Raw genomic sequence first — 14,434 nt, forward strand, 5'->3', positions numbered from 1 at the left:
GTGGAGAGAGTAGCCTTACACCCCGCCCGGATAGTTCGGAGCTTCCCGCGTGATGGTCACGTCGTGGACGTGGCTCTCGCGCAGGCCGGCGCCGGTGATGCGGACGAACTCGGCCTTGCCGTGGAAATCCTTGATGTCCTTGGCGCCGACATAGCCCATCGCGGCGCGCAGTCCGCCGGCGAGCTGGTGCATCACATTGCCGACCGGACCCTTGTAGGGCACCTGGCCCTCGATGCCTTCAGGCACGAGCTTCAGCGTATCCTTGATGTCCTGCTGGAAGTAGCGGTCAGCCGAGCCGCGCGCCATTGCGCCGACCGAGCCCATGCCGCGATAGGCCTTGTAGGAACGGCCCTGCCACAGGAAGACTTCGCCGGGCGTCTCGTCGGTGCCGGCTAGCAGCGAGCCAACCATCGCGATGTCGGCGCCAGCGGCGAGCGCCTTGGCGAGGTCGCCGGAATATTTGATGCCGCCATCGGCGATGACGGGAATGTCGGCCTTCTTCGCCGCCGCCACCGCATCCATGATCGCGGTGAGCTGGGGCACGCCGACGCCGGCGACGATGCGCGTGGTGCAGATCGAGCCCGGGCCGATACCGACCTTGATGCAATCTGCGCCCGCGTCGATCAGCGCCTGGGCACCACCTTCGGTCGCGACGTTGCCGGCCACGACCTGCACCGCGTTGGAGAGCCGCTTGATGCGGTTGACGGCATTGAGCACATGCTGCGAATGACCATGCGCGGTGTCGACCACGACGACGTCGACGCCGGCATCGATCAGCCGTTCGGTGCGCTCATAGCCGGTCTCGCCGACCGTGGTGGCGGCGGCGACGCGCAGGCGGCCCTGCGCGTCCTTGCAGGCGAGCGGATGAGCGACCGCCTTTTCAATGTCCTTCACGGTGATCAGGCCGACGCAGCGATACTGCTCGTCGACGACCAAGAGCTTCTCGATGCGATGCTTGTGCAGCATCCGCTTCGCCTCGTCTTGGCTAACGCCCTCGCGCACGGTCACGAGATTCTCGTGCGTCATCAGCTCCGAGACCTTCTGCCTGGGATCGCTGGCGAAGCGCACGTCGCGGTTGGTCAGGATGCCGACCAGCTTGCCCGGAATATTCTTGGCGGCACCGGTGACCACCGGAATGCCGGAGATGCCGTTCTCCTTCATCAGCGCCAGCGCGTCGGCCAGCGTGGCGTCGGGGCCGATGGTCAGCGGGTTGACCACCATGCCGGACTCGAACTTCTTGACCTGCCGCACCTGCGCGGCCTGCCCGTCCGGATCGAAGTTGCGGTGGATGACGCCGAGGCCGCCAGCCTGCGCCATCGCGATCGCCATGCGCGCTTCGGTGACGGTGTCCATCGCGGACGCCATGATCGGGATGTTGAGCTGGATCGCGCGGGTGACGCGCGAGCGGATATCGACTTCCGAGGGAAGGACGTCGGACAGACCGGGCTTCAGAAGCACATCGTCGAACGTGAAGGCTTCTCGGATAGCCGGAAATCCCGTGGCCATTGCCAACTCCTTATCTGCGGTCCAGCCGCGATGGTGTTACGGATGAACGCTGCCTGCGGCGACGCTGCTGCGTCACCGTCGAATCGGCGCCCATCGGTGGGGTTGACGCTGGTCGATAGCATGGCGGCATGACGAATCAAAGCGTTTGCCAGCCATGCACAGGCCTTTTTACGGGCCGATTCAGGGGACCCTGTAACCGGGCGGCGGCCCGTGGCGGCGGATCGCCTCGACCATCTCGCGGTGGCGCCGGTCTTCCCGCTTCATGTGGACGGCGATCACCGCATGGGCCGACGGCACCAGCAGCAACACATGGAAAAACAGCCCGAAAATCGCGCAAAACACGATCAGGACCAGATTGAAGATGGCCGAAAACGGCTGTCCGTTCAGGAGCAGCCCGATCGGCGGCAAGAGAGCGGCTAGGACGTAGATCACGGCAAACACCTCTAACGCGGGCGGATGCATACCAGCGTCACGCAGGATTTAGGGCGTTTACCCGGTTCCGCAATAGCGTGCCCACGGGCAGGATGATATGGCCCCCTCGCCCGCCTTTTTCAGCACAGCTGTCCTATTTTGATGAACAAACAACGCCTGATCCCGCTCATCGTGGCCACCGCCCTGTTCATGGAAAACATGGACTCGACGGTGATCGCGACCTCGCTGCCGGCGATCGCCGCCGACATCGGCACCAGCCCCCTGACGCTGAAGCTTGCGATCACCTCCTACCTGCTGTCGCTCGCGGTGTTCATCCCGGCGAGCGGCTGGACCGCCGACCGCTTCGGCGCCCGCATCGTGTTTGCCGGCGCGGTGGCCGTCTTCATGCTGGGCTCGATCGGCTGCGCGCTGTCGGGCTCGGTAACCGATTTCGTGTTCGCCCGCATCCTGCAAGGCCTCGGCGGGGCGATGATGACCCCGGTCGGGCGGCTGGTGCTGTTACGCTCCGTCGACAAGAGCGCGCTGGTCAACGCGATGGCCTGGGTGACGGTGCCGGCACTGATCGGTCCGGTGATCGGGCCACCGCTCGGCGGCTTCATCACCACCTATTTCTCCTGGCACTGGATCTTCCTGATCAACATCCCGATCGGGCTGCTCGGCATCTTCCTGGCGCTGAAATACATCGACCCGATCAAGAGCGAGGCCCCCGAGCGTTTCGATCTGATGGGACTGGTGCTGGCGGGCATTGGCCTCGCCGGCATCGCCTTCGGGTTGTCGGTCGCAGGCCTCAATCTGTTGCCGTGGCCGATCGTCGCCGGATTGGTCGGGATCGGGACGGTCTCGATGACGCTCTATGTCCTGCACGCGCGGCGCACCGGATCGCCGGTGCTCGATTTCGGCCTGCTGCGGCTGCCGACCATGCGCGCGTCGATCCTCGGCGGCTTCATGTTCCGGCTCGGCATCGGCGCGCTGCCGTTCCTGCTGCCGCTATTGATGCAGGTCGGCTTCGGCCTGTCGCCGTTCCAGTCCGGCCTCGTCACCTTTGCGTCCGCGGTCGGCGCCATGGGCATGAAGACGCTGGCGGCGCGCATCATCAAGGCCTTCGGCTTCCGCAACATGATGACGGTGAATGCGGTGGTCAGCTCGGCCTTCCTCGCCGCCTGCGCGCTGTTCACGATCTCGACGCCGCTGATGCTGATCTTCACCATCCTGGTGGTCGGCGGTTTCTTCCGCTCGCTGCAATTCACCGCGATCAACACCGTCGCTTATGCAGAAGTCGAGGCGCCGCAGATGAGCCGCGCCACCACGCTCGTCAGCGTCAACCAGCAGCTCGCGGTATCCGCTGGCGTCGCGGTCGGCGCGTTCTCAGTCGAGACAACGCTGGCATTGCATCACCAGACCGAGCTCTCCGCAGACGTGTTCGGACCGGCCTTCATCGTGGTCTCGCTGATCTCGGCGGCCTCAGCCTGGTTCTTCTGGCAAATGCCGGCCGAGGCCGGCAACGAAATCGCCGGCCGCAAGGCGATCGATATCTCCAGCCGCAAGGGCGCCGAGAAGCGCGCCGCCACTGAGGCCGTCAAGGTCGCCACCGAGGATACGCAGAACGCCAGGGATCAGCGGCTGGGGTGATCCGCCCCTTTCAGTCACTGCCGCAATGGCGCTCAACTTATCACCGTCATCCCCGCGCAAAGGCTTCGCCTTTGTCGCTGGAGGTGCGAGCCTTGCGGCAATTGCGCCGCTAGGCCAGCTTCGAAGAACCTGTCATCGGGCAGCGCTTCGCGCGGACCCGTTGGTGCTCCTCAGGGTGACGGTCGCTACGCTCCGGGCAATGACGACTGCTGCTGTCCACGAAACCCCGTCGCCAGCACGTAACGCTCCGACGAGTCCTGACGGCTCGCAGACGGCTTGACGTGACGGACGGCGGCGAAATCGCGCTTCAGCTGCGCCACCAGCTCGGCGTCGGCGCCGCTCTGGAACACCTTGGCCAGGAACGTGCCACCGGGATTGAGCACCTCGCCGGCGAAATGCGCGGCGGTCTCGACCAGGCCGATGATGCGCAGCTGATCGGTCTTGCGATGGCCGGTGGTGTTGGCGGCCATGTCGGACATCACGAAATCGGCGCGGCCGCCCATCATCGCGATCAGCTTTTCGGGCGCGTCATGGTCGAGGAAGTCGAGCTGCGCGAAGGTGACGCCGGGGATCTCGCCCATTTCCAGCAGATCGATCGCAACCACCTTGCCCTTGCCATCGGCGGCGCCGGTGCGCTTGGCCGCGATCTGGCTCCAGCCGCCGGGTGCAGCGCCGAGGTCGACCACCGTCATGCCCGGCTTGAGCAGGCGGTATTTGTCGTCGATCTCGAGCAGCTTGAACGCCGCGCGCGAGCGATAGCCCATCGCCTTGGCCTTGGCGACATAGGGATCGTTGAGCTGGCGCTCGAGCCAGAGTTTGGACGACAATTTGCGCTTGCCGCCGCTCTTGACCGTGACGTGCAGCCGCCCGGTGGTGTCTTTCGCCATACTGCTTCTCTACTCCCTCGCCCCGTTCTTACGGGGAGAGGGTTGGGGTGAGGGGCTGTTTCCGCAATGAAGGTGAGAGATGCGCTCGTGGAGAGTCCCCCTCACCCGGATTGCATTGACATGCAATCCGGCCTCTCCCCGCAAGCGGGGCGAGGCAAGAGAAGCTCTAGCACGCCCGCAGCGCGCCGTCCTCGCGCATCATCTCGACCAGCATGCCCTCGCGCAGGCCCCGATCAGCAACGCGGAGCCGCGGCATCGGGAACGCGTTGCGGATCGCATCGAGGATCGCGCAGCCGGCGAGCACGAGATCGGCCCGCTCGACGCTGATGCAGTTGTTGCTGACGCGCGCCTCGTAGCTCATGCCGAGCAGCTTCTGGATCGTCGCGGTGACGTCGCAATCGTTCATCCAGATGCCGTCGATGCGGCGTCGGTCGTAGCGCGACAGATTGAGGAATACGCCAGCGAGCGTGGTGACCGTGCCCGAGGTGCCGAGCATGTGCATGTCGCGCAAATCCCTGCCGTGCTCGGCCGCGAACGGCGCGACGTGGCGAGCGACCTCGTCGATCATCTGCGCATACATATCACGGGTCACGTTCCGGCCGCCGAAATGTTCGGCGAGCGTGACGACGCCAAGCGGGATCGACATCCACGCTTTGATAAGCGGCGGCGCGTCGGGCGCATTGGGATCGCGCTCGATCCGCACCAGCTCGGTCGAGCCACCTCCGATGTCGAACAGGATGGCACCCCGCCCCTTCGGATCGAGCAGCGGCGAGCAGCCGATCACGGCCAGCGTCGCCTCGGTCTCGCGATCGATCACCTCGAGCTCGATACCGGTCGCGGCCGCAACGCGCGCGCGGAAGCTCTCGGCATTGCCGGCGGCACGACAGGCCTCGGTGGCGATCAGCCGCAGCCGGCGCGCCTTGCGATAGCGGATCTTGTCGCTGCAAATGGCGAGCGCGGCAATCGCCCGCTCGATCGCTGCCTCGCTGATCGAGCCGGTCGCGGCGATACCCTCGCCGAGCCGGATGATCCGGGAAAACGAGTCGACCACGCGGAACCCGTCGCCAGTGGGACAGGCGATCAACAGCCGGCAATTGTTGGTGCCAAGATCGAGTGCGGCGTAGACGCCAGTATCCGCGGCTGCCGCAACCAACCCTGACGGGGCTTCGCCGGCGGGGGGGCCGTCGCAAAGCCGCACATGGTCGTTCATCAAAACTGTCTTTCCGCAGGACCCCGGGAGCAATCCACCAGGAGCAATCCTTGGGCCCGCCGAATAATTGTCGTTCACGGAAACTTTAGCAGCGTCAAAGCCCTACGCAAACTCCGTTCACATTGGGTCCATGCCCAATCGGGCGTTGTCGTTAAGGGGGGTGTGCGTTATCTCCTCAACGCCCCCAAACTCCAGCAAATCCGGGCATTTCAGGTCATTTTCGATGCAAGATCATACGCCGACAGCCTCCCTCGAAAACGCTATCGCACTGCAAAAATACGGTGTCGGACAGCCTGTTCGACGAAAGGAGGACGACACCCTGGTGCGCGGCAAGGGCAAATACACCGACGATTTCTCCCTGCCCGGCCAGGCCACCTGCTGGATGGTCCGCTCCTCCCATGCCCATGGAATCATCAAGGGGATCGACACCGAAGCCGCCAGGGCGATGCCAGGCGTGCTCGGGGTGTGGACCGGCGCCGACCTCGCCGCCGCGGGCTACAACCCTTTCACCTGCGGCCTGCCGCTGAAGAACCGCGACGGCTCGCCATTGCTGCAAACCAACCGCCCGGCGCTGGTGACCGACAGGGTGCGCTTCGTCGGCGATCCCGTGGCCTTCGTGGTGGCCGAGACCGCGGCGCAGGCGCGCGATGCCGCCGAGGCCGTCGAGGTCGACATCGAGCCGCTGCCAGCGGTGACGGATGCGGCCGAGGCCGCCAAGCCCGGCGCGCCGCAGCTTTATGACAACATCCCGAACAACGTCGCGCTCGACTACCACTATGGCGACACCGCCAGGATCGAGGCGGCGTTCGCAAGTGCCGCGCACGTCACAAAACTCGACATCGTCAACACCCGTGTCGCCGTGGTCTCGATGGAGCCGCGCGTTGCCCTCGCCCACTACGACAAGACAACCGAGCGCTTCACGCTGCAGGTGCCGACCCAGGGCGTCTCCGGCAACAAGGCGATCCTGGCGCGCCTGCTCAACGTGCCCGCCGACAAAGTCCGCATCCTGACCGGCAATGTCGGCGGCTCGTTCGGGATGAAGAACCTTAACTATCCCGAATACACCTGCATCGCGCATGCCGCGCGCGAACTCGGCCGTCCGGTGAAGTGGCTGGACGAGCGCTCGACCAGCTTCCTTTCCGACAGCCAGGGCCGCGCGCAGCTGATCCATGCCGAACTCGCGCTCGATGCCGACGGCAAATTCCTCGCGGTGCGCCTCTCCGGCTATGGCAATCTCGGCGCCTACATCACCGGCGTCGCGCCGGGGCCGCTGTCGCTCAACACCGGCAAGAACCTCGCCAGCGTCTATCGCACGCCGTTGCTCGGCGTCGACATCAAGACGGTTCTGACCAACACCACGTTGATGGGCGCCTATCGCGGCGCCGGCCGGCCCGAGGCCAATTACTACATGGAGCGGCTGATCGACGCCGCCGCCGACGAGATGGGCATCAACCGCTTCACCCTGCGCAAGCGCAACTTCATCAAGCCGTCGCAGCTGCCGTTCCCGGCGGCCTCCGGCGTGACCTATGACAGCGGCGACTTCGCCGGCGTGTTCCAGAAGGCGCTGGAGATCTCCGACTACGACAACTTTGCCAAGCGCAAGAAGGAGAGCAAGAAGAGCGGCAGACTGCGCGGCATCGCCGTGGGCTCCTATCTCGAGGTCACCGCGCCGCCGTCCGGCGAGCTCGGCAAGATTACCTTCGAACCCGACGGTTCGGTGAAGCTCACCACCGGTACGCTGGATTACGGCCAGGGCCACGCCACGCCGTTCGCGCAGGTGCTGTCCGAGCAGCTCGGCGTGCCCTTTGAGAAGATCACGCTCGAACAGGGCGACAGCGATCTGGTGCGCTTCGGCAACGGCACCGGCGGCTCGCGCTCGATCACCGCGACGGGTCAGGCGATCGTCGAGGCTTCCGCGCTGGTGGTCGAGAAGGGCAAGAAGGCCGCCGCGCACATGCTGGAGGCCTCCGAGGCCGACATCGAGTTCGGCCAGGGCCGCTTCACCATCGCCGGCACCGACCGCTCGATCGGCATCATGGAGCTCGCCGAGCGGATGCGCGACAGCAAGATGCCCGAGGGCACGCCGGAGACGCTCGACGTCGATCACGCCACCAAGGAGACCGCCTCGACCTTCCCGAACGGCTGCCACGTCGCCGAGGTCGAGATCGATCCCGACACCGGAGTGACGCGGATCGTGCGCTACTCGGCGGTCAATGATTTCGGCGTCGTGGTCAATCCGATGATCGTCGCCGGCCAGCTGCATGGCGGCGTCGCGCAGGGCATCGGCCAGGCGCTGATGGAGGAAGTAAGCTACGACAGCTCCGGCCAGCCGATCACCGGCTCGTTCATGGACTACGCGCTGCCGCGCGCCGGCGACGTGCCATCGATGCTGGTCGGCGACCACCCTTCGCCGGCGAAATCCAACCCGCTCGGCACCAAGGGCTGCGGCGAAGCCGGCTGCGCCGGCAGCCTGGTCTGCATCGTCAACGCCGTGGTCGACGCACTGTCGGACTACGGCATCAAGCACATCAACATGCCGCTGACGCCGGAACGGGTCTGGCGCGCGATCCAGGACGCCAAGGCGGGAGCGGCGTAAGTCACGCTGCCGCCGCCGAGACCACTGGGTCATCCGCGAAAGCGAACGCGGATGACCCAGTAGTCCAGAGACAATTGTGCTTGAGCCGAGAAGCCGCTTCCGGCCCGATCGCCTTTGGCATCAGGACGATCCGATCAATCCAGCATCTTCAGCGCCCGTTCGAGCAACTCCAGCCGATCCTGCCCCCAGAAGATCTCGCCGGACGGCAGCACATAGCTCGGCGCGCCGAACACGCCGGCGTTCAGCGCGTCCTGCGTGTACTGCTCGTAGAGCCGGTCGAGCTCGACATCCGACGGGGCGCCCGCGCGCAGGGCCGCCGCGTCGAGGCCGGCGCGTTGCGCTGCGGCCGACATCACGTCAGCATCGGCGAGCGACTCCTCGCGTTCCCAGATCGCACGACCGAACTCCAGCGACAGGCGGTGCGCATCCTTGCCCTGCAGCCGGGCGGCAATCACCAGCCGCACCGCCGCGAGATCGTCGCTCGGAAAATGTCTGGGCTCGACGTTGAGCGGGATGCCCCTCACCTCGCGCCAGCGCTTCAGCTCGATCAGGCGGTAGGCCTGCCGCTGCGGCGAGCGTTTCGGCAACGGCAGTCCGCCAGTCTGCTCGAAGATTGGACCGAACTTGCAGGGCTTGACGTTGACGGTCGCGCCATGGCGCCGCGCGATATCGGCAAACGGCGCGCTGCCCATGAAGGTCCATGGCGAGTTGAGCGACAGATAATAGTCGATGGTGACAGACATCTACGCCGCGGCCTGTTCGCGCGGCTGGACGATTGCGATGTGCCAGCAATGCGCCAGCGGCGTGCCGTTGCCGAGCACGAGCGCGTCGAGTTCGACGAAGCGATGGCCCTTCTTGTCGTAATTGCCGATGACCTTGGCCCGCGCGGTCAGCTCGTCGCCGATCTTGCCCGCCGACAGCAGCTGCATGCGGGTGCCGACGTGGATCCAGGGCCCGAGGATCGCATTGTCGACCAGCACCTTGTTCATCACCCGCGGCAGCAGGCCGGGATGGCCGAGACCTTCGCGCAGATAGATCGGGTCGGTCTCACGGATGTCGGCGAGATACTCCTTGGCGGAATCACCCGACCAGTCGCGCGGGATGGTGCCGAGCCACTTGTCCTGCTCGTAGGACGACGCGCTCACCGGCTTGCGCTCTGCAACCGCAGCAACCTGCTTGTAATCGTCGAGCACGAATGTCGGCGCTGAAGCCGGCAGCGATGCGGTGCCGGTGGCGCAGAGCTCGCCGCGGCTGAAGAGCTCGATCGACAGCCCGTTGCCGGTTTCCCGGCCGGTCAATTCCGCGATCTCGCCGTCATAGACCGGCTTGACGAAGCGCGCCTCGATCAGGCCGCGTTCGAGGAAGTTGCGGCCCCATTTCTCGACCGGCAGATGCATCATGTAGGCCATCACGTCGACGCCGGGCACCAGACCACCGGAAAAGCCGAACTTCCGCGCCACCGTGTCGTCGTGGATCTTGTTTTCCGAGAGCTTCGAGGTGTTGTACGCCGAGACGCGGTAGGTCTGCGCAGCGGTCTTCGAATCCATGGGGTTTCCCCTTATTTCGGTTGTTTTTCTCAGGCAATCGTAGTCGAACCGGGCACCGTGACAAGCCTCTCGTTTTGCTCGCAATTTTCCGCCTGATGGAGTACACGCGGGGCGCGCGCTCCAACCCTTGAATCGATGACTGAAACTCCTGCTCCAACCCGCATCTATGTCGACGCCGACGCCTGCCCGGTGAAGGACGAAATCTATCGCGTCGCGATCCGGCTCGGCGTGCCCGTCAGCGTGGTCGCCGGCAATTTCATCCGCGTGCCGCAGGATCCCCTGATCGAGCGCATCGCCGCTGGTTCCGGCATGGATGCGGCCGACGACTGGATCGCGGAACGTGCGCATGCGGGAGACGTCGTGATCACAGCGGACATTCCGCTGGCGAGCCGCTGCGTCAAGGCCGGCGCCGATGTGATCGCGCCAAACGGAAAACCGTTCACGGAACAGTCGATCGGCATGACGCTCGCGGTGCGCAATCTGATGACCGACCTGCGCTCGTCCGGTGAGATAACCGGCGGGCCGAAATCATACTCGCCGCGCGACCGTTCGACCTTCCTGTCGACGCTCGACCAGACCATCCGCCGCATCCAGCGCCGCCGCGCCGAGCAGGCGTCGGCGAACGGGGGTTAGCGCGATGGCTCCGCCTCTCATCCAGCTCAAGGACATCAGCCTGACCTTCGGCGGCACGCCACTGCTGTCAGGCGTCGAGCTGTCGGTCTCTGCAGGCGAGCGTGTCTGCCTGATCGGCCGCAACGGCTCGGGCAAATCGACGCTGCTGCGGATCGCGGCCGGCCTGGTCGAGCCCGATGCCGGCAGCCGTTTCGTGCAGCCCGGCGCCACCATCCGCTACCTGCCGCAGGAGCCGGATTTCGGCGAGCACAAGACGACACTGGCCTATGTCGAGGCCGGACTTGGTCCCGGCGACGACCACTACCAGGCGCGCTATCTGCTCGAACAGCTCGGCCTCAGCGGCGAGGAAGATCCGGCGCATGTCTCCGGCGGCGAGGCGCGCCGCGCGGCGCTGGCACGGGTGCTGGCGCCCTCGCCCGACATCCTGTTGCTGGACGAGCCGACCAACCATCTCGACCTGCCGACCATCGAATGGCTCGAAGGCGAGCTGGAGAGCCGGCGCTGCGCGCTGGTGCTGATCAGCCACGACCGCCGCTTCCTCACGAATCTGTCGCGTTCGACCGCCTGGCTCGACCGCGGCCAGATCCGGCAGATCGACCGCGGCTTCGGCGCCTTCGAGGAATGGCGCGACGAGGTGCTGGCGGAGGAAGAGCGCGAGCAGCACAAGCTCGACCGCAAGATCGTCAACGAAGAGCACTGGCTACGCTACGGCGTCTCCGGACGTCGCAAGCGCAACGTCAAGCGGCTCGGCAATCTGCACGCCCTGCGCGACCAGCGCCGCGATTATCGCGGTGCCACCGGCAACGCCACGCTTGCCGCCGCCGAGGCCGAGAAGTCCGGCCGCCTGGTGATCGAGGCCAAGAATATCAACAAGGCCTTCGGCGAGCGCAGAATCGTCGACAGCTTCTCGACCCGGATCCAGCGCGGCGACCGCGTCGGCATCGTCGGTCCCAACGGCGCCGGCAAGACCACGCTGGTGCATCTTCTGATCGGCAACGATCCGCCGGATTCAGGCTCGGTGCGGCTGGGCGCCAATATCGAGATGGCGACGCTCGACCAGCATCGCGAGAGCCTCGATCCCAAGCTGACGCTGGCCGAGGCGCTGACCGGCGGTCGCGGCGATCACGTCATGGTCGGCGACAAGTCGAAGCACGTCATCGGCTACATGAAGGATTTCCTGTTCGCGCAGGAGCAGCGCGGCACGCCGCTGGAGGCGCTCTCCGGCGGCGAACGCGGCCGGCTGATGCTGGCGCGCGCATTGGCAAAACCGTCGAACCTGCTGATCCTGGACGAGCCGACCAACGACCTCGATCTCGAAACCCTTGACGTGCTCGAGGACATGCTCGGCGACTACGAAGGCACGGTGATCCTGATCAGCCACGACCGCGATTTCCTCGACCGCGTGGTGACCTCCGTGGTCGTACCCGAAGGCCAGGGACGCTGGATCGAATATGCCGGCGGCTACTCCGACATGCTGACGCAGCGCGGTGCCGACGTGAAGCGCGAGACGGTGAAGGCGGATGCCCCGGCCGAGGAGAAGAAGGAAGCCAGGGCCGCAGCCCCCGAAGCGGCTCCGAGGCGCCGGCTGAGCTTCAACGAGAAGCACGCGCTGGAAACGCTGCCGAAGACGATCGACAAATTGCACGCCGAGATCGCAAAGCAGCAGAAGCTGCTCGACGATCCCGACCTCTACAGCAAGGATCGCAAAAAGTTCGACGCCGCATCGGGCGCGATCGCCAAGGCGCAGGAAGAACTCGCCGCCGCCGAGGACCGCTGGCTCGAACTCGAAGTGCTGCGCGAAGAGATCGAACAGGCCTGACCAATGATTCTGACCGTCCTTGCGAGGAGCGAAGCGACGAAGCAATCCATTCATCCGCACGCGTGGACAGATGGATTTGCTTCGCTCCGCTCGCAATGACGACAATATCGAACTGGAGTTGACTCGATGACAACGCCCCTCGCCGCCAAGATCGCCAAGGAATACGGCACGCCCTGCGCCGTGATCGACATGGACCGGGTCGAGCGCAACATCGCGCGCATCCAGAAAGCCTGCGACGAGGCCGGCGTCGCCAACCGGCCGCACATCAAGACGCACAAGAACCCGATGCTGGCGCAGCTGCAGATCAAGGCCGGCGCCAAGGGTATCACCTGCCAGAAGCTCGGCGAGGCCGAGATCATGGCCGATAGCGGCATCGACGACATCCTGATCAGCTACAATCTGCTCGGCGACGAGAAGATGGCGCGGCTCGGCGCGCTACAGGCCAAAGCCGACATCACCGTCGCGGCGGATAATTCGGTCGTTGTCGGCGATCTGCCGAAGGCCGCAGCCGCCTCCGGCCGCCCGCTCTCGGTCGTGGTCGAATGCGACACCGGCCGCAAGCGCGCCGGCGTCGAAACCCCGCGTGAGGCGATCGCGCTGGCGCGCGAGATCGCAGCCTCCAGGGGCCTGAACTTCGCGGGCTTCATGCTGTACCCGACCGAAACCGGTTGGGCGGACGCGCAGAAATTCTACGACGAGGCGCTGGCCGGCGTCCGCGCTCACGGCCTCGATGCGACCATCGTCTCGACCGGCGGTACACCGAACCTCGTCAATCTCGGCAGACTGAAGGGCGGCACCGAGCACCGCTTCGGCACCTACATCTACAACGACCGCATGCAGGTCGCGGCCGGCGTCGCCACCTGGGACGATTGCGCGCTGCACATCTATTCCACCGTGGTCAGCCGTGCCGGCCCCGAGCGCGGCATCCTTGATGCCGGCTCCAAGACACTGACCTCGGATACCGGCGGGCTCGAGGGCCACGGCCTGATCCTCGAACATCCCGAGGCCAAGATCGCGCGCTTCGCCGAGGAGCACGGCTTCCTCGATCTCTCGCGCAGCAACACCCGGCCGAATGTCGGCGACGTCGTACGCATCGTGCCCAATCATGTCTGCGTCGTCGTCAACATGATGGACGAGGTCGTGATGGTGCGTGGCGACGAGATCATCGGCGCATTGCCGGTGACGGCGCGCGGCAAGCTGCGCTAGCCGCGAAGTAGTGCCTGCAGCTCCTGATCCAGCGCAGAGCGAAACACCTCGATCGGCCGCGCCAGGCGGCCGGCCGGCGGGCGATGCACAATCCAGGCGCGCACCGCAGGATTGAAATCCGCGATCTTCACGATCTTGAGCCGGCTCTTGAATGCGCTTCGCTTCAGCGCCACCGGCGTGACGAGGCCGATGCCGAGCTCGCGCGCCACCAGCGACAGCCGCAGCTCGCTGTCGAGCGCTTCGACCGCGATGTTGAACGGCAGGTGCGCCGCATCGAAATGGCGTTTCAGCGTCTGGCGGAAGCCGCAGCCATCCTGGTTGATCACCCATCCGGTCCGCGACAGCCATTCGAGGTCGACCGACTTCGGCGTCTTCATGTCGCGCGCGACGACGAAGACCACCGGCTGCGCGCCGAGATCGGAGGCAGCGAGATCGTCGGGCGGCGCGGTGCCGTCGGGCAGACAGATCGCCGCCGCGTCGAGCTCGTTGCGGCTGACCCGCTCCATGTGATTGGGCGACCAGCCCGAGACGACGCGCACCGCGAGCGCGGGAAATTCGCCGCGCACCGCATCGAGCGGACCTGTCAGCCCCGCCTCCGACAGGAACGGCGTCAGCCCGAGCCGGAACTCGCCGCGCACCACGCCGTCATTGGCGACGCCCGACTTGAGGTCGTCGAGCATGCGCAGCACGCGGCGGCCCTGCTCATAGGCCTCGATCCCCGCGGCCGTCGGCTTCAGCGGCTTCGACAGCCGGTCGAGCAGCTGCGCGCCGAGCATCTCCTCGAGGTTCTGGATCCGCCGCGTCACGCCGGGCTGGGTCAGGTTCAGCCGTGCAGACGCCGCGACGATCGATCCGGTTTCCACCACGGCGACGAACGCCACGAGGTCATGCGTGTTCATAACAATCTCGCATATTCTTCATCATCTTATTTGAATTGTAGCATATTAAGCCGATCCCTTAAAGGGGGCC

General features: G+C 65.7%; 12 protein-coding genes. 5 read left to right on the plus strand and 7 right to left on the minus strand.

Annotated features, from left to right (window positions below):
* Positions 1–15 precede the first annotated feature (15 nt).
* Entirely contained in the window at positions 16–1,506 is a 1,491-nt protein-coding gene (gene guaB, locus JQ616_RS12115; RefSeq protein ID WP_212014575.1) for an IMP dehydrogenase, read from the minus strand.
* Positions 1,507–1,686: 180 nt separating this feature from the next.
* Positions 1,687–1,938, minus strand: coding sequence for a hypothetical protein (locus JQ616_RS12120; protein ID WP_021081377.1), 252 nt, complete (start codon positions 1,936–1,938; stop codon positions 1,687–1,689).
* A gap of 141 nt (positions 1,939–2,079) precedes the next feature.
* Between JQ616_RS12120 and JQ616_RS12125 the strand changes: the two genes are divergently transcribed.
* The gene (locus JQ616_RS12125) at positions 2,080–3,567 is read left to right on the plus strand and encodes an MFS transporter (protein ID WP_212014576.1); all 1,488 of its coding nucleotides are present in this window, start codon (positions 2,080–2,082) and stop codon (positions 3,565–3,567) included.
* A 185-nt stretch (positions 3,568–3,752) separates the two neighbouring features.
* Here the strand turns inward: JQ616_RS12125 and JQ616_RS12130 are convergent, their stop codons facing one another.
* Both JQ616_RS12130 and JQ616_RS12135 read right to left on the minus strand, forming a co-directional pair.
* Complete coding sequence (locus JQ616_RS12130) at positions 3,753–4,454, minus strand: RlmE family RNA methyltransferase (protein WP_212014577.1); 702 nt, start codon at positions 4,452–4,454, stop codon at positions 3,753–3,755.
* 166 nt (positions 4,455–4,620) lie between these two features.
* Entirely contained in the window at positions 4,621–5,664 is a 1,044-nt protein-coding gene (locus tag JQ616_RS12135; RefSeq protein WP_212014578.1) for a Ppx/GppA phosphatase family protein, read from the minus strand.
* A 223-nt stretch (positions 5,665–5,887) separates the two neighbouring features.
* Here JQ616_RS12135 and JQ616_RS12140 point away from each other — a divergent pair, with 223 nt between their 5' ends.
* Positions 5,888–8,260 (plus strand): xanthine dehydrogenase family protein molybdopterin-binding subunit, encoded by a 2,373-nt coding sequence (locus tag JQ616_RS12140; protein ID WP_212014579.1) that lies wholly within the window; start codon positions 5,888–5,890, stop codon positions 8,258–8,260.
* 134 nt (positions 8,261–8,394) lie between these two features.
* Here the strand turns inward: JQ616_RS12140 and JQ616_RS12145 are convergent, their stop codons facing one another.
* Positions 8,395–9,003 (minus strand): 2-hydroxychromene-2-carboxylate isomerase, encoded by a 609-nt coding sequence (locus tag JQ616_RS12145; RefSeq protein WP_212014580.1) that lies wholly within the window; start codon positions 9,001–9,003, stop codon positions 8,395–8,397.
* Positions 9,004–9,807, minus strand: a complete 804-nt coding sequence (locus JQ616_RS12150; protein ID WP_212014581.1) for a hypothetical protein — start codon at positions 9,805–9,807, stop codon at positions 9,004–9,006.
* Between the two features lie 135 nt (positions 9,808–9,942).
* Between JQ616_RS12150 and JQ616_RS12155 the strand changes: the two genes are divergently transcribed.
* From JQ616_RS12155 to JQ616_RS12165, 3 genes are all read left to right on the plus strand, one after another.
* Complete coding sequence (locus JQ616_RS12155; RefSeq protein ID WP_212014583.1) at positions 9,943–10,440, plus strand: YaiI/YqxD family protein; 498 nt, start codon at positions 9,943–9,945, stop codon at positions 10,438–10,440.
* A gap of 4 nt (positions 10,441–10,444) precedes the next feature.
* Positions 10,445–12,259, plus strand: coding sequence for an ABC-F family ATP-binding cassette domain-containing protein (locus JQ616_RS12160; RefSeq protein ID WP_212014584.1), 1,815 nt, complete (start codon positions 10,445–10,447; stop codon positions 12,257–12,259).
* 126 nt (positions 12,260–12,385) lie between these two features.
* Positions 12,386–13,465 (plus strand): D-TA family PLP-dependent enzyme, encoded by a 1,080-nt coding sequence (locus tag JQ616_RS12165; protein WP_212014585.1) that lies wholly within the window; start codon positions 12,386–12,388, stop codon positions 13,463–13,465.
* Here JQ616_RS12165 and JQ616_RS12170 read toward each other — a convergent pair.
* Positions 13,462–14,364, minus strand: coding sequence for a LysR family transcriptional regulator (locus JQ616_RS12170; protein ID WP_212014586.1), 903 nt, complete (start codon positions 14,362–14,364; stop codon positions 13,462–13,464). The genes JQ616_RS12165 and JQ616_RS12170 overlap by 4 nt on opposite strands.
* Positions 14,365–14,434: the final 70 nt, after the last annotated feature.

It is taken from the genome of Bradyrhizobium tropiciagri (assembly GCF_018130545.1).
In the GTDB taxonomy this organism is placed as follows: domain Bacteria; phylum Pseudomonadota; class Alphaproteobacteria; order Rhizobiales; family Xanthobacteraceae; genus Bradyrhizobium; species Bradyrhizobium tropiciagri_A.